We start from the raw sequence: 15,255 nt of genomic DNA on the forward strand, positions 1-15,255 counted from the left end.
TCGAGGCATACTGGTTCCAGGTGCCGTCTGTGACCTGCCACACCCCCTGTGCGCTCGAGGACGTATTCCCGACATTCTGGAAATGGCTCTCGATCTGCCCGAACGCGGCCAGCGTGTCCGGATTAATCCCGGCCGCCTGCGCCGCAGCCACCGCGTCCGCCCCATAGGTCTGGGCCATCAGTGTTGCAGAGGCGTCCGCCGTACCCCATGCGCCCTGATACGAGGATGTGGCGGTGGGTCCGCCAGTCGTCGTAGAGGACGATGGCCGTGTGAAGACGGGCGATCCAGGTTCCGGATTGACTGGGACGATCTGCTCAGGAACCGCCCCGCGAGCCAGACTGACGGTGCCCGCAGTTGCGACTGCCAGGAGAAGTAAGGGGCGTGCGGCGTTCACTTACTTGGCCGGATAATCGAACAGGACCATGCCAGCCGCGTTCTCACCCGTGACAACGCAGTTTCGGGACGCACCGTCCACGAGCGGACGATAGGCCACGACATCGGCCTCCGGAATCCAGGCAAATGTCGTTCCCGAGCGCAGAACCTGCCGCCAGCCCTGAAAGACCGTGTCCGTCACCGCGGTCTGCGGAGCGGCTGTTCCAACATGGACCGCACCACGACGCGGCTCGGCAAAAAGCGGCTCGAAGTCGTGGGCGGGACTGCGACAGGTCACGGGAACCGGCGTGGCGTGCAGCGTCTGTGGCGCCTGGGTGACTGTCGGGGGCGGGCCCCAGTTGCGGGAACCGAGTTCCGACTGACGCTCCTGCGACAGCCTGTCCAGCTGCTCCGGCGTCAGATGCTGTGCTGTGGCCTGGGAGACCGGAAGAGCCGCGAGCGAAACACAGACGGCGAGCCAGAAGCGAAAGCGCATGGTGTAGAATCCTTTAGAAAGTACCTCCCCATAGTCTGACCAATCCGAATGTGAGTGCGAACACGACCCTGATTGACGCGCCCGGATCGCACTCACATGGGCGCCCGTCATGATGTCCGCAGGAGGATCAAACCCATGCGCTCTTTCATCCCGATGCTGATGCTCGGGCTCCCGGCTGTTGCCCTGGGAGCCTCGACCTGCCCCGCCGCGGAGCCAATCCGTGCTGCTGGTGGCCCGCCCCCTTCACGGCCGGTACCTGTTATGCCGGAGATGGGGCCAACGATGGCCGCCGCCGACATTGCAGCCTCACCTGCCTTGAGCCGCCTTGCGAGCCAGGGCGCGCAACTCTATCGGCTGAAATCCGAGCACGGTCTTGAGGCGGTCTTTGCCCGGAGCGGCACGCAGTTCCGTGTCTTTTACCTGACGCCCGACCATCTGGCCGAAATCGGAGGGGTCATGTGGGATGCGACCGGTCATAATATCACGCGCGACCAGGTCTCATCGATCCCGGGTGCGATCCCGACCGTGCAATGGACTCCCTCTGGCTCCGGTCAGGGCTCAAGGCCGGGGGCGCCCTCAGCGACGTCTGCACCTCCTGCAGTGGATCCTGTTGAGCGCATGAAGGCGGTTGCCTTCGGGCTTGAGGGGCAGGACACGGCACCCCGCGTCTATATGTTCATTGATCCGCTCTGCCCGTTTTCGACCCGTGCCTACGCCGCCCTGAAGCCCGCTGTTGCTTCCGGACGGCTACAACTCGCGATCGTTCCGGTCTCGATCAACGATCATGAGAACAAGGGCGCCAGTACGCCGGCTGCGCAGCAGATGCTCTCTGCAAAGCAGCATGACATGGCGGCACTCTGGAACCAGATCGATGACCTTGGCCATGCTGTTCCAGGCCACACAACATCCGACACGGCGGGCGCCAGCCTGATGCTAAATCTCTCTGCCGCTCATGCGATCGGTCTGAGAGGAACGCCAACCTTCGTGTGGAAGGATCGCACCGGCACCCCGCATGTTGAGGCAGGACTGCCAGACGATCTCGATGCGTTTCTCGCGAGCCTTCACGCGTGAGCGGTCGTCCGACCGTGAAGCAGTGGGCCGGACGAGCCGCATTATGGCTCGTCTTTCCGTTTATCTTTGCGCTGAGGCCGGGTCTGCGTACGGCGCAGCAGGGTCTTCGGATCTTTCAGGACGTTCCTGTAATCCAGGCCGTGGATCAGACGACGGTCGAGGATCAGCCTCGCATGTTGCCGCAAATGGCTGCAATCCGTAAGCGAACCCGAACCCTGGGGCGACTGTATGGCACGCTCTGTCTGCTGGCGAGCCTCTGGTGGGTGATGATCCTCATGTGGAGCGGTGGTGCCGCTTTCAGCGCGTCCTGCGTGGAAGCGCTCGCCTGTGCGATTGTTCTGGGAAGCCAGTTTGTTATTCAGGGTTTCTCAAACTGGCAGGCCCGGACAGGACGCGCCGGAAAACTCTCGGAGTATCTTTCGGACGGGCGGCTGCTCTGGCCTCGGTGAGGCCAGTCTCCGGGACGTCTCAGAACGTTCCGGACTGGGCGGCTTTGCGGTCAATCGACCAGGCGGCCTTTTCATAATCAGGGCGATCACCCTGATCGACCGGATCATTAGGTTTGACAATGGTGCCGGCGCGGGTCGCCAGCGCAGGACGCCAGGTTACGGGCGCAGAGCCATAGGGTGCATAAGGATCGTAAAGCGGCTGCTTCACCGTCGGGGGTGGTGGCACATTGTAAGACGAGAGCGAACGGATGTTGCCGTGAGCGCAGGCTGACAGGCTACAGAGTAAAGCCATACCCGCAACACCTTGCCTCAACGTAATAACCGTCAAGACCTGTTACCCTTTGCCTTTAGCTCGGCTTCGAGTGCGACAACACGCGCTTCGGCCTTCTCGGCACGACCTCGCCACAGGTCGCGTGTCTCGCGCCCCCAAGTCTGCCACTCGTTTCGGTTCCTTTCCATTACATCCAGATCGTGATTGGCTACCCGGTGTTTTTCTGCGAGGGCGTCATAGCGCTGCACAAGGTCGTTATGAAGATCTACGACCTGATTATAGGCTGCCAGGGGAACCGACTTACCGGCAGCCTGTGCCATTCTTTCGGTAGCCTGCGTAATGCGGCAGAGCTGACCAAACTCCAGAATGTCTGCCATTATCCGTTTTCCTTAATCCTCGGCGCGGCCAGAGATCTGCATGAGAGCTCTGGTAGTAGAGTCTACTGGCTCTGCCGTGCCTTTGTCGACCTTATCCTGGGCATTTCCGATTGCACTCACATCCGACACAGTCTGTTGGGCAATATTTGCCACTTTATCTGTAGGAGCGGCGATCCCGCGGCCGGTTGACTTGTCATTAAAGTCATCGCTGTCCACACGACCGATACTCGTCATGCCCGCCATCGCAGGGATGTGGTGTGGCAGGGTTGAAATCAGCCTGAAGCACATGACGGCGATGCTCATCTCCATTGTGACGAACATGCAGAGCAGGACGATCAGCCCGATAAAATTATCCAGAAGCCAGCCACGCTCAAAGACGAACCCGGTGGCAATCGAGAACGCCTTCATGACCAGCCAGGAGATCGAGGCAAAGATCGTGTAACTGAGCACGAGACCCGCAATCATCATCACCGGGCGAAAGAGAATTGTGAACAGCACTTCATAGCCACGGTTTCCGCGGCCATGAAGGCCCTCTCCCTGAAAGACCAGATGGGCCAGCATCCACAGCGGAACGCCCACCACGGCTTCGACCACGACGATATACCATCCCGCGACACCCGCCATCCAGTATGCAAACGGGGTCATCGGGAGGACGTAAGCAAGCGTAATGCCGGGAGCAAGCAGGAAGAAAGCAGCCGCAAAGACAGGCGTGAGCAGGGCTTTGATCAAACCGCTCAGCGCGAAGCTGCCCGCGGAAGCAATGGCAGCCGGGACATCTCCGGTGGCAAGATTGGCTACTGTCGCGAGCCCCGTCCCTGTCTTGCTACTGAGTACCGCCGCGCCGCCAATAATCGCGAGCGCGGTGTGAATCAGAAGATGGCCAAGCCCGATCATTGCCCCCAGCGGGTCGGTCCAGTCGCTCCCGGATGTTGGCGACAGGAGATGATTGACGATCAGCGTCATGACCCCGTTCGTGATGCCGAGTGCCTGAAGAACACGGTCCAGAGCGGATTGCCCGGAACTGGGTAAAGCTGCGTTGTTAAAGAGCCTGGTCGCCCCGTTGGGCGCACTGGCGCTGTCCGACGTGGCTAGCTTCTGCTCTTCCGCAGCCTGATACTGTTCAATCGCGGTGATCGGACCCGCAAGGTCCCTGGAGAGGAATGACCCTAATCCCTGCCAGCTTGGCAGAGTCACCGACGGGACGATGGAGGACATGGACAGCACCTCTGCATTGAGGCGCGAAATCTCAAGGTAGTACGCCCCCAGCCCGCTCCAGCCGAGGTTTTTCATAGCCACATAGCCGGCATCAGTTGAGCCGTTACCATCTGAGGAATACTGCGCACGGATCTTGCTGATCATGGCCGTGGCCGCCTCACTCAGCGCCGAGGAATAGGACGTATTCTGTGCGGTCAGAACCGCATCCATGGAGCGAAGGGCCGTCACATCCCGCGTCTGCCAGATCGTATCCGCGAGAGACGACATGGGCGTGCGCACCGCGCTGATCAGATCCTGAAGCGCTTTGACCTGCCTGGTGCCAACATCTGTCAGATCAAGATTTGACCCGAGCATCTGCTGCTCAACCTGCTGCGGGATCGTGACCGAGATGCTGCCGCATGTTGCCGCAGCCGTCGCCTCGCCTACGGCAAGGCTGTAATCCACCGTCACTGGCGAACCATTGCCTGGGTTTGAAACCTTTGGTTCGGGCATAAGGTCAGGATTGTTTGAGGCTTTGTTGACCAGGGCGCGGCAGAGTTCGCTTTCCATCACCGCCATGACCACCTGCCTGGTCCCAGGAATGATCGGTTCTGCAAGCGGCAAAGCGTCCGGGCCGATCGATTTGGCCACAACATCCGTCAGGTTGCGGGCCATTCCGATCGCCGTCTTCGCACCCTGCACGACGAGCGCCTGCCCCACCGAGAAGCCAGCGTTTGCAGGGATCGGCACCATCAGCCCGAGTGCCACAACAACGCGCAGCGGCACCCACCCGGAGAAGCTAGCAGAGAAAATCTTTCCGCTTTCCGCTGTCTTATGAACCTGCAGGATGGAGGCATAGCTGATCCAGAACGCCGCAATCAGCATCGCATAAGCCGAAATATACTGCAGCATTGTGCCTGTGGCTGTCTCTGTACCTCCAGACATCGGGAAGAGACTGTCGAGCACGCGGGCGGACCAGTCATCGCCCGCGCTCAGGTTGCTCCAGCTCACGCTGTCTGCCGTTGTTCCGGCAGAGGCGGATCCCATAGTTACCGTGAGGGCAACGACTGTCATGGTGACCGCCCGGAAATGCCGGGACGCTCGAAGGAGCCGCATGAACTGGTGCATTTTCTTTAGACCTCAGGGCTCGGGCTGTTATCGCGACTTTGCTCCTGGCCCTGCTTTCGATCTTTGGTAAAAAAATCGTGGAAACGGTCCACCAGACGCTCCAGAGCCGCGCCAACTTCCTTCAGAAAGTCCTTTCCCGGCTCCTGGCCCGGAAGAGATTCCAGTTTCTTGCCAACGCTTGCGGCGGTTTCCTCTGCGCTCTGCACAGTGGGATCACTCAAAGCGTCCCGCTTGGAGGCTTCATCACCCAGAACCTCGACTTCCTTGCCCAGTCGCTGAGACGACTTGCGAAGTTTTTCCCAGGACTCTGCAAAGCCGGGCGTTTTCTCCAGGGACGCGGTGAGCTGCGCGCGAAGCGCCTTATGGCTCCCATCCTCGGTCATGCCCGCAATGACAGAACTTTCTGATTGTCCAGGCTCTGACGCGGCTTTGGTGAAGGCTTCAAAAAACTCTCGGCCGACACGCTTGAGTGCGCCGAGATCTTCCTCGACTTCACGGGCCGCCTCCTTGACCTTGCGCGTTCGGTTCTGGATCTGGCGGTCATCGCTCTTGCCCACCAGATCACTCATAAAGTCAGCCAGTCCACGACGATTGGTCGCCGTGGCGGTGGTTGGCGCAACTTTCGCCTCCGCCTGATTGGAAGTGCTCTCTGGCTTTAGCTTGCTCTCCGCCGCCGCCTGGTTTGCATCAGGCTTAGGCACTCCGGAGGTACGACCATCACTCTGAGTTGACCTTGCGGATGCCGGAGGTTCTTCGCTTTCCGCGCGTTCAGCATTTTTCTGATCATCATGATGTACGGTACGGTCTTCTTCTGCCGCGCTTTGTGACACTGCGTTTTCCACTTCCTCCGGTTGCTCAGAAGGCAGGTGAGCGCCGTGGAACTCCTCATCGTCCCGAAAGGGACCGGCCTCTTCTTCAAGAGACCGTAGATATCCTTCGTCCTCAAACGGGTCATTCGAGGGAAGGCCAGGCTCAAGGATCTCGTGCTGTGTCCGGGGCGCCTGCTGAGGCTCGTGGGAGGTGTGTTCACTTTCCGCGACAGGAGGCTCAGGCTCCGTCACGGTTGGTTGGGGCATGTCAGTAGAAGCCGGTTGTTGCACTTCCGAAGATGCTTCCCTCGCAGGCGCGGGCTGTGGCGTCGATGTCGCCGCGGCGGGGTCCGGCTGCTGTGCATCGGGTCGAGGTGACGGCTCTGGCTCGGTCTGTTGCGCGCGGGCAGGAGTGCCCGACAGGGCCATGGTGATGCGATAGTCCAGAACGGCAGCCAGCCGTGCCGCGGCAACGGAAGCCTGGTCTTCCGGAGACATTCCGGACATATCCAGCGCTGCTTTACGGAGATCACGGACAAGATCTCGATCTTCAAGCGAGCCAGCCTGCGCCAGCATGGCTTTGATTTCTTCGTTCTCCAACCCCGGCAGATCTGTGCCATGAGCTTTCAGGCCGGCCGCAAGAATGGGAGGGATCTGCGGATCTGCGCCGGTTCCACTAAAGGCCTTCCAGTCCTGGACAAGCCACGCCACCTGAACGGTGAACTTTGGATCGCTTTCCAGTCCCGGGTTTTCCCGCAGACGCGCGGTCAGGTCAGAGAGATCTTGTGCAAGCCCGCGCTCTGCTTCGGGGATGGTCGACTGCTGAGCATCAAGGGCCTGCAGGACGTAGCCTAACGGCCCTTGTTGAGTGAGAGTACCCGACATGGTCATTCCTATTCGAGATGTTCAGGGAAGCGTTGGGGTAGGAACCGGCAGAGGAGACACCGCCCGAAGCCGTTGTTCAGCAGACGTCGCGAGCCTGTTGGCTTCCATCAGCGCCCGGGTCTGGTCCAGTTTGAACTGCTGCCAGGCGATCCAGTTACGCTGCGCGTCCAGCAAAGCGATCTGGACAAGAACCGACTTGTCGGAGGGCATCGCCTGCAGGTCTGCCTGCCAGTCTGTACCACTGTATTTCCGGTTGATTTCCAGCTCGGTGGCTTCGCTTTCCGAGCCAACTGAGGTGTTGGTGTAACCCTCACGGACCGCCTCAGCTTTCTGGGCGGCACTCAGGGTCACGGTGTTCGCGTGCCACCCGATAATGTCGTCTCCGACGTGGTGGGCGAGCGAAATGGCAGCATTGTAGGCACGGCGGCCCGGGAGGGCAGACTGTCCGTCTACCGAGGTCAGAGCACTCCCTCTCAGCGCGGCGGGAGCAACGGGCTGGATCAGTGTCGTGACGTAGTCATTGGCACGGTCGATCGAGGCCTGATCCTGATATGCCGGTGGCGTTAACAGGCTGGTGGCGTCCTGATCTGCATTCTGCTGATCAGTGGAGGCAAGCGAGCAAATTCCAGCGTCCGCTTCTGCATCCGAGCAGTAAAGCGTAAAATGGCGGTTGTTGTTGGCCTGCGCGCCCTGCCCTGCACCTTCCCAGGACGGCGTTCCTTTCCCGGCCTGCGTGCGCTTGTCCTTGCCGCTATCGAGTGCAGTCGCGACGGCGGCGCCGTTTCGCGCCGCAACAACGGCAGCCTGACCGCCTTCAAGATTAAGGCAATCCTGCCGGTTGGTCGCATGGTTGTCGCGCTGCTGAGCCGCCCGGACGTCTCGGGCAAGTTCGGCCTGCACCATGTTGTTGGCGTCTGCGATCTGTTCCTGCGCCCCAACCTGCGCCTTCATGTAATTGCTCAGCTGGGTGAAGCCATCTCCAAGACTGCCATTGATGAGGCCAAGTGTACTGTTCAGGACTTTCTGGGCCGTCGTGATGACACTGTTCATCGCGCCCTGAAGCGTGCTGATCGCGCCCACAATCGCGGCTGAATCAAAGAAGGCATAAGCCGGCTTCGGGGCCGCGACGGTTGCAAGGGTGAGAACCAGAAGGCTGGCGCCTCCGAGGCGTCCGGCTCTTTCAAGAAGGCGCTTCATTGCGTCACCCGGGATATGCCAGTGCTCGAGCCAATCGCCTCAAAACTGTACCCGGACGGAAGCTGACTCTGACCAGAGACATCCCAGCTTTGGCTGCCGGTCGTATTCGTCCCGGCATTGATCAGGCTGTCGCCGCCGCCCCCAAAACTCAGGTTCGGGCAAAAGCTGCCTGCCCCGAGGCCAAGATTGAAGTTCGTATCCAGCCCCGTCACAGAGAGACCGCAATGGGCCGAACTCTGGAGACTGTCCCATTCTGAGGAGAGCTGGGAGCAGATCTTGCCCATCGCCGCCTCGGCAAGTGATGCGACATTCAGTTTACTCGTTACGACATCCAGTCCGACGCCGTTGAAGAAGTTTCCCAGGCAGGTGAATTTCGTCACGGACTTAGGCTGATGAATCGTTGCGTCGTCTGCCTTCAGGTCTGCAGCAAGCCCGGTCGCGCCTGCCTGAACGAGTGTCTGGCAGCCGGAGGAAGAGTCTTCAGCGAAAGCAGGTGTAACCAGACTGAAACCTAGCGCGGCGATTAGCGGGACTAAGGTGAGACGTGTGCTCTCTCGGCACGCGCTCATTGTGCCGCACCTGGAGGCGTTCCCGAAGGGCGACTGTCCTGTCCTGAGACAGGCTTTCCGAGAGGCCCTAGGATCTGCCTCGCGCCCTCTGCTGTCAGCCATCCGCCCTTGGGCTTTTCCTGCTCTCTCGTCTCACCAGACACCTTGACCCTCCAAAGCGGTTTCCATCCTGAGAGATAATAGAGGTGGGGGATGTGAGTGCGTGCCCGGTCTGTCGCGGTGGCAGGAACGGGTTGGCAACCGAAAAACGTCTTTGCGAGACATTCCGAAGCCGGAACGGGAAGCTACAAAAATCAGATCGTGAGCCATGCAAAAATGGAATGGGGGTATTCCCCAGACGCGGACGCGGCCATTTTCCGGACTCCGCTGCCTTCTCCACGCACTGTTGCAAAAATACACAGTTCCCCAAAAGCGACCCGTTGTTGGTAACATTTTGCGACGTGAGCGGTTAGGCTGTTTGACGATAGATTAACGCTTCGACGGATGTAAAGAATATCATGCAGGCAAGCATTGCAGAAATGGAGTTTCAAGGCGGGGTGGTTCCACCGTGGATCGGTTTGCCGTTCAACAAGTTCTTCCGTCCGGTCTGGATATTAAAAGAGTTAACAACAAGTAAAGAAATATCGTTAAAGCCGACGAAAACCAGGAGGCTATGGTCTCACGACGAGACGATGGAGCTGACGGTATCCTATCCGACGGACACCACGATCAAGGCCATTGCCGCGAAACTCGGGAGAAGTCCGCAGGCGGTTGCGAACAAGGCGAAGCGACTGGGATTGCGCCGTCCGCTGACGCTGAAGCGCCAACGTGCTGCGCAAGCTCGAAAAAATACCGACATCGTTAATGAGCGACACCACAGTCCTGCATCAGCAATACCGGGCGTCTTTCCTAAAACAGCGTCTGGAAGAGCCATCTGGAACACACAGTCCCTGCATCTGCTGGCTGATCTGTGGAAGAGGCTCTATTCGCCTGCCTTTATCGCTGAATACTTCGGACTGAAGTACAATACCGTGTGCATGGCCGCTAAAAGGGCGGGGCTTCCAAGTCGGGCCGGTTTCACGCTGTTACGTACTTCCCCAACCGAAAACCCTTTCGCTGTTGCCGAAAATGCAACACTCGCCAGCCAGATGATCGCCAGGACCTGTGGCATCACGAACACAGTTTTTTTTGTGCATCCCAAAAATCGCTGTAAGCAACACTATAGTGCGTTCGGTAGACGGCTGCTCGAGGCTCGCGCAAGAAACCTAGCGGACTACGAAATTGACATGCCCTACGATGCGTAACGCGTCCGCTGCCATCAGCCGAAGACTTCTTGATCCGGAGTTCCTTCAACGCATCATCAAGCGTGGACTCATTGCGTTTTCGGGCAGTCTGATCCTCAACGTCATTCTCGGACTGGCCCTCACCGTATTGGTGATGAAGACACCGCACGTCCGATACATTTATCATGACTCACTTGGGAAACCCCGGGAGCTGATCGTCACGGACCAACCGTATTTTTCTGACTCCGAGGTCATCAACTGGGCCGCGCGGAAAGTCACCAATCTCTATACGATGGATTTCGTGACCTACGCCAAGCATCTGGATGCGTCTGCGAAAGATTTCGACCTTCCCGCATGGAACGCCTGGGCTCAGTCCTTTTCCGGGCCGGGAAATATTGATTTCATCAAAGCCAAACGTGTCTTCCTGACCGCCACGCCGAAGAGTGCGCCATCGATACGATCCGAAGGAAAAACAAGAAACGGCGATTACGAGTGGCACGTCTCATTTCCAATGCTGCTCAAATGGGAGAATGCCTCCGGCTCGACCACCAACCTTCTGTCGGTGGATGTGACGATCAGGCGCACCAACAGCCCCGAGCATCCTGACGGGCTTGTCATCACAGAACTCAACGCGCCTCGCGCCGCCGATAACGGGGGCTGAATGAACATCACAGTTAGAGCGGTCATCGGGCTTCTGCTGCTAGCAGTTCCCGAAACGGTGGTTTGCGCGCAAACCACGCGGGACAGCAACGGCGCGCCACGGGTCGATCCCATTTATGAAGGCCTGCCGCCGCCTCCCAGCGCAATGCAACACTTCTATGACCGGGTCGATCAGGGCCAGAAGAACCTGGACGCAGCAGAAGATCCTCACCGTCTGGCCACCCCTGTGTCGCGATCTGTACGGATCTCCCTTGCCCCGGGTGCTCAGACCAATATCATCAGGATTGCGCAGGATTATCCCGCGGCGATCACGTTTCTCGATGAGACGGGTCAATCCTGGCCTATTGCCTGGGATATCGCCACCAACAAGAGCGGCGGATGCGACGCCCATGGTCAGGGACAGAACTCCGCCGTGCGCAGTGTGGGGATCAATGCGTGTGTTCCGGAAGCCGGCTCGAACGTCCTGCAGCTGACCCCCGTCTCGCGTTATGCTCATGGCGGTGTTCTGGTCAATCTCAAGGGCGCACCAAAGCCGATCTCCTTCATGATCATCAGTGGAACGGGCGCCTACGACGCGGACCTGACGGTGCGGGTTGCCGCACGCGGTCCAAACGCGAAGGATGCGCCCAATTCCGAGCCCGACGCGCCAGCGACGGGTGATCGCAACCTCGAAGCCATGCTCGATGGCGCGGCACCGGCCGATGCCGTTCCGCTGCGTGTTTCCGGCGTCAGCCCGGACCGGATCCGAGCCTGGAAGCTCGGCGACAAGATGTACCTCCGCACGGATTACACGCCAATTTCTCCCGCCCCAAGCGCACATGAGACCGAGTACGGCATCGGAATTTACGAAATCCCCGAGACATCAAACGTGCTCCTGTCTTCAGGCGCCCGGATCGTCTCTGCGACACTATCGGAGGACGGCCCGTGAGCGAAGCTCATCCAGACCCGGCCGCATCTGCCAGCGGCCTTGCCACCAGTTTCAAGGCGTCTCGTCGCCCGGCCTTCGCGGCCGCAGGCCTTCTCGTTTTTGCCGCGGGGGGATGGTACATGATGAGCCACGGCTCGGCGCCAAAACCGAAGTCGGCGGCTTTGCAAACCCCAACTCTTGCGCCGCCAGCCGGCGGAAACAATCACTCCGACAAGCTCGACAACGCAACGCTCGAGAAAGAAAAGGCTGATGCCGACGCCGCAAAGGCCAGTGGACGATCTTTTGCAAGCGCGCTGACGACGAACAGGCCATTGGGGGACGATAAAGCCCCTCTGCTGGGTCGGATGCCTGGCACTGGTTCTGCAACAACTGCCGGCGTAACGCCCCCCGGGACGCCTCGGCCAGCGCCACCTCCGCCGCCTGCGGTGAATCAGTTCACGCGCGCTCCGGAAGGCACAAAGACTGCCTCCGACCGGTCCGCGAGCCGGGAGCGGCGGCCAGGAGAACTCTCCGAGGCACAGGAGGTCGAGCTGTTGGCTGCGTGGAGCGGCAGGCCCGCTTCACTGGACATGGAACTTCCAGCAGAAACCGCGGCGGCAGGTGGCCACAGGCAGGAGGGCACGTCTTTCACGCAGGAGCCCCAGGCGGCCTCCTCAGGTGGAACCGGGTCACAGCAAAATGTGGCGACCGTGAAATCGGCCACCCACAGGCTCCTTGCTGCAGGAAGGGGCGTTTATGGCCATTCTCTTCTTGGTATCAACAGCGACTATCCCGGTACTCCGGTTCTCGTCGAAATTGATTCAGGACCACTCGCTCATGACAGGCTGTCGGGGTCCTTTGAGCGTAAGGACGAACGTCTGGTCATCAAGTTCGATAAACTCATGATCGGTGACAGCGATCCTCTGCCGGTTTCAGCCTATGCCGTCGCACCCGACACCATGGAAACCGGGCTTGCCTCGGAAGTTCACGAACATCTCCCGACGCGTATCTTTCTTCCGGCCGCGGCGGCTTTTGTCGAAGGTCTCGGCAACGCGATGCAGAACTCAAACACAAACAGTGTGACCAGCGGGCTGGGCGTGAGTTCGTTCACGCACCTGACCTTACCCCAACAGCTTGGTGTTGCTGCCGGACGGGCTGGACAGGAAATGGGCCAGATCCTGCAAAAGCAAACCCCTCAGAACCCTACAGTCCTTCTTCATAAGGATGATCCTATCGGGGTGATTTTCACGGAGCCGGTGGACGCCCCCTGACTGCACTCACAACGGCCTTTGGCATCCTGCAAGGACGACACAGGAGGGACCATCAGCATGCGAGGAAACGCAATGCGCCGTGAGGACACAGGAGAGGTCGTGGAGATGCTGCGACCGCAGAAGCGCTCCACGGACCGGACCGGCACACAGGCCGGGGACGGCCCGATGCCACAGGAGGCAGAGCTGTCAGACAACCGGGCAGATGCGCCGGAGGAAACGACAGCGGGCCGCCGCAAGCCTCTGCATGCGCAGGATGGCAAGGAAGATCGTGCCCCGCGCGCGCCACGAAGCAGACTTCTGGTCGGTACCGCTCTGGCGGTGCTAGGGGTTGGAGGTCTGCTTGGCGGTGCTGTGGCGGTCGGTGCACATTTTGGCGTGCCGATCCCGTTTGTAAATGACAGACCACGCGCATCGATCACCACCACACCAGCGGTCCCATCGGCTCAAAAATCGGCCTTTACGTTGGCACCACCAGCGCTTGGCACGCCGGACGTCCCGGAAAAGCGGGTCCAGCAACCCTCTGTCGCTCAGAACGACGACCCGTTCGGCGGCGAGGGAATGACAGCCCCGGTTGATCCCCCAGCCACCACAAAGCCGACTGAGATCAAAGTAGCTCCAGTCATTCCCGTGCCGCCCGCCGTCGCGGATGGAGCGCCAAACGCCTCTGCGGTGACACCGAGCCAGCCGGTCTCCGCGCCTCAGGCTCAGTCCGCTGTGTCTGCCGCTCCGGCTGCGGCCCCCGCGCCCTCCTTCGCATCCCCTGCATCTCCTTCACCGGACGCAGCCCTCGAGCTGGAAATGGCCAAACAGCTGAAAGCGCTGGATGATCATGTGGCGGCCTTGCAGAAAAACGTCGACGCCATGCAGGACAATGTGACGGCGACGCTGAACCGCGGTCTAGGCGAGTTCAAGGGACGCCTTGACGAGCTTCAGCATCACGAAGACCAGACAGATCGCGCGCTCCAGGCAAGCCAGTCCGCTCTGGCCCATCCGGCTCGTGAACACAGCAGCGCTGTGCCAGTTGCGCCGCGGGCCGTAAGTGCTGCGCAGCCTCACCCGTCAGCGGAACCAACTGCTCCGAAAGCCGCACCTGTACATCTGCCCCAGTTCACGGTGCAGGCGGGAGCGCCAGGAATTGCCATTCTTCAGGACGAACAGGGCAATGCCAGCCGCGTCGAAGCGGGCTCCGTGATCCCCGGATGGGGGCCGGTCATCACGATTACCTCTTCGGGGTCGAGATGGGTCGTTCGCACCCCAAAAGGTCTGATTCACTAAGATGGAAGGGCTTTTCGACTTCGCTCAGGATCTTGGTGCCGCACTGTCCTGGCTGCTTCCGTTCCTTTGCTACGTCGGCGGAGGCTGCTTTCTCCTGAGCGGCGTCATGGGCATCTTTCAGCGGTCATCCATCAGTAACGGGCTGCTCTCCAAGGGCGTGGTTCCGGAGATGATGATCCTTGTTGGTGCGACTTTCCTGTCGTTTCCCGAGTTTCTCAATATGGGAAACCGCACCCTTGGCTTTGAGGGTAATGCCGGCATCGGTGCATCATCGAAAGTCAGCTTTTCCTCGGACGCCCTGATGACAGCGGCACAAGGTGGCCCGCTGGCCGCCCTGACAGCCATCCTCAATGTCTTTCACGTCTACTTCGCAGCCTACGGCGCACTGATCGTCTATTTCGCGATCGTGCGCCAGATGGGCCGGGCGAAAGGCGCGAACAACAGTTCCACCGGCCTCAACATGGTCATGGGAATAGCGGGATTCCTCGTGATGAACGCAGACGTCCTTGGTCCTGCACTCCTCAAAGAACTGAAGCTTGTGCAGTGACCCTACACCCCCACCCCATAGTCGACGCCCCGAGCGTCTATTCCGGAGTCATTATGACACAGACCTCCCGCACACACCTGAAGCGCTCCCTGATGGTCGCGGCCCCTGCGCTTTCCGCATTGTCGTCTCTTGCTCTCGCCTCCGCAGCACATGCTCAGGCCATTGACGACATCACGCGGGACGCGACCCAAAAGGGGATGAACGCCTTTGGTATGGCGCTTAACGCCTTCTGCTTTATTGGTGGTGGCCTTCTGCTCGCCATGGCCATCTTCGGCTGGTGGCAGCATCAGCGCAATCCGAACGCCGGATCAAAGCCTGGCATGATCATCGCTGGCTTCATTTGCGGCGGCGTTCTGCTGGCCTTCCCGTTCCTTGCCAAGACCGCGTCCTTTACGATGTTTGGTACCGCGCCGAGCGTCACTGGCGAACAGCAGCAGATGAAGTTCGACAAGTAAGATGCCGTCGTCGCGCCCATTGGCTTCGGCCGCCCCTGAAAGGTTGACGGTTGAAGATCT

General features: G+C 59.9%; 16 protein-coding genes and 1 pseudogene. 9 read left to right on the forward strand and 8 right to left on the reverse strand.

Annotation, left to right across the window (positions count from 1 at the left end; translation table 11 throughout):
• Together ABF859_RS12745 and ABF859_RS12750 are read right to left on the reverse strand one after the other, a co-directional pair.
• Window positions 1–394: pseudogene (locus ABF859_RS12745) on the reverse strand (lytic transglycosylase domain-containing protein); the annotation flags it as partial.
• Window positions 395–868, reverse strand: a complete 474-nt coding sequence (locus ABF859_RS12750) for a hypothetical protein (RefSeq protein ID WP_346006491.1) — start codon at window positions 866–868, stop codon at window positions 395–397. It lies immediately after the preceding pseudogene.
• 135 nt (window positions 869–1,003) lie between these two features.
• Here ABF859_RS12750 and ABF859_RS12755 point away from each other — a divergent pair, with 135 nt between their 5' ends.
• Complete coding sequence (locus ABF859_RS12755) at window positions 1,004–1,939, forward strand: DsbC family protein (RefSeq protein ID WP_415528106.1); 936 nt, start codon at window positions 1,004–1,006, stop codon at window positions 1,937–1,939.
• Window positions 1,936–2,388 carry a hypothetical protein gene (locus ABF859_RS12760; protein WP_346006489.1) on the forward strand — a complete coding sequence of 151 codons (453 nt, stop codon included), beginning with the start codon at window positions 1,936–1,938 and terminating at the stop codon, window positions 2,386–2,388. The genes ABF859_RS12755 and ABF859_RS12760 overlap by 4 nt, the downstream gene beginning before the upstream one ends.
• A 19-nt stretch (window positions 2,389–2,407) precedes the next feature.
• Here the strand turns inward: ABF859_RS12760 and ABF859_RS12765 are convergent, their stop codons facing one another.
• Genes ABF859_RS12765 through ABF859_RS12790 form a run of 6 tightly spaced genes read right to left on the reverse strand, consistent with a single transcriptional unit; the run spans window position 2,408 to window position 8,818 of the window.
• Window positions 2,408–2,680 (reverse strand): hypothetical protein, encoded by a 273-nt coding sequence (locus tag ABF859_RS12765; protein WP_231878004.1) that lies wholly within the window; start codon window positions 2,678–2,680, stop codon window positions 2,408–2,410.
• A 32-nt stretch (window positions 2,681–2,712) separates the two neighbouring features.
• Window positions 2,713–3,036: a hypothetical protein gene (locus ABF859_RS12770; RefSeq protein ID WP_346006488.1), complete on the reverse strand. Its 324-nt coding sequence runs from the start codon at window positions 3,034–3,036 to the stop codon at window positions 2,713–2,715.
• Window positions 3,037–3,048: 12 nt separating this feature from the next.
• A complete protein-coding gene (locus tag ABF859_RS12775) occupies window positions 3,049–5,346 on the reverse strand; it encodes a DotA/TraY family protein (protein ID WP_346006487.1) in 2,298 nt (765 codons plus the stop codon).
• 17 nt (window positions 5,347–5,363) lie between these two features.
• Window positions 5,364–7,052 carry a hypothetical protein gene (locus ABF859_RS12780; protein WP_346006486.1) on the reverse strand — a complete coding sequence of 563 codons (1,689 nt, stop codon included), beginning with the start codon at window positions 7,050–7,052 and terminating at the stop codon, window positions 5,364–5,366.
• A gap of 21 nt (window positions 7,053–7,073) precedes the next feature.
• Window positions 7,074–8,249, reverse strand: coding sequence for a hypothetical protein (locus ABF859_RS12785; RefSeq protein ID WP_346004270.1), 1,176 nt, complete (start codon window positions 8,247–8,249; stop codon window positions 7,074–7,076).
• The gene (locus tag ABF859_RS12790) at window positions 8,246–8,818 is read right to left on the reverse strand and encodes a hypothetical protein (protein ID WP_346006485.1); all 573 of its coding nucleotides are present in this window, start codon (window positions 8,816–8,818) and stop codon (window positions 8,246–8,248) included. Before ABF859_RS12790 ends, ABF859_RS12785 begins: the two co-directional genes overlap by 4 nt.
• A gap of 497 nt (window positions 8,819–9,315) precedes the next feature.
• Between ABF859_RS12790 and ABF859_RS12795 the strand changes: the two genes are divergently transcribed.
• Genes ABF859_RS12795 through ABF859_RS12825 form a run of 7 tightly spaced genes read left to right on the forward strand, consistent with a single transcriptional unit; the run spans window position 9,316 to window position 15,195 of the window.
• Window positions 9,316–10,101: a hypothetical protein gene (locus ABF859_RS12795; RefSeq protein ID WP_346006484.1), complete on the forward strand. Its 786-nt coding sequence runs from the start codon at window positions 9,316–9,318 to the stop codon at window positions 10,099–10,101.
• Window positions 10,094–10,741 carry a DotI/IcmL family type IV secretion protein gene (locus ABF859_RS12800; protein ID WP_346006483.1) on the forward strand — a complete coding sequence of 216 codons (648 nt, stop codon included), beginning with the start codon at window positions 10,094–10,096 and terminating at the stop codon, window positions 10,739–10,741. Before ABF859_RS12795 ends, ABF859_RS12800 begins: the two co-directional genes overlap by 8 nt.
• Window positions 10,742–11,668 (forward strand): DotH/IcmK family type IV secretion protein, encoded by a 927-nt coding sequence (locus ABF859_RS12805; protein WP_061929044.1) that lies wholly within the window; start codon window positions 10,742–10,744, stop codon window positions 11,666–11,668.
• Entirely contained in the window at window positions 11,665–12,918 is a 1,254-nt protein-coding gene (locus tag ABF859_RS12810; RefSeq protein WP_346006482.1) for a DotG/IcmE/VirB10 family protein, read from the forward strand. Before ABF859_RS12805 ends, ABF859_RS12810 begins: the two co-directional genes overlap by 4 nt.
• A gap of 57 nt (window positions 12,919–12,975) precedes the next feature.
• Entirely contained in the window at window positions 12,976–14,193 is a 1,218-nt protein-coding gene (locus ABF859_RS12815) for a hypothetical protein (RefSeq protein ID WP_415528107.1), read from the forward strand.
• Window position 14,194: 1 nt separating this feature from the next.
• Window positions 14,195–14,740 carry a hypothetical protein gene (locus tag ABF859_RS12820; protein ID WP_346004263.1) on the forward strand — a complete coding sequence of 182 codons (546 nt, stop codon included), beginning with the start codon at window positions 14,195–14,197 and terminating at the stop codon, window positions 14,738–14,740.
• 53 nt (window positions 14,741–14,793) lie between these two features.
• Window positions 14,794–15,195 (forward strand): hypothetical protein, encoded by a 402-nt coding sequence (locus ABF859_RS12825; RefSeq protein ID WP_061929038.1) that lies wholly within the window; start codon window positions 14,794–14,796, stop codon window positions 15,193–15,195.
• The last annotated feature ends 60 nt before the right edge of the window (window positions 15,196–15,255 follow it).

Origin of the sequence: Gluconobacter sp. (assembly GCF_047722525.1) — a bacterium.
Taxonomy (GTDB): domain Bacteria; phylum Pseudomonadota; class Alphaproteobacteria; order Acetobacterales; family Acetobacteraceae; genus Gluconobacter.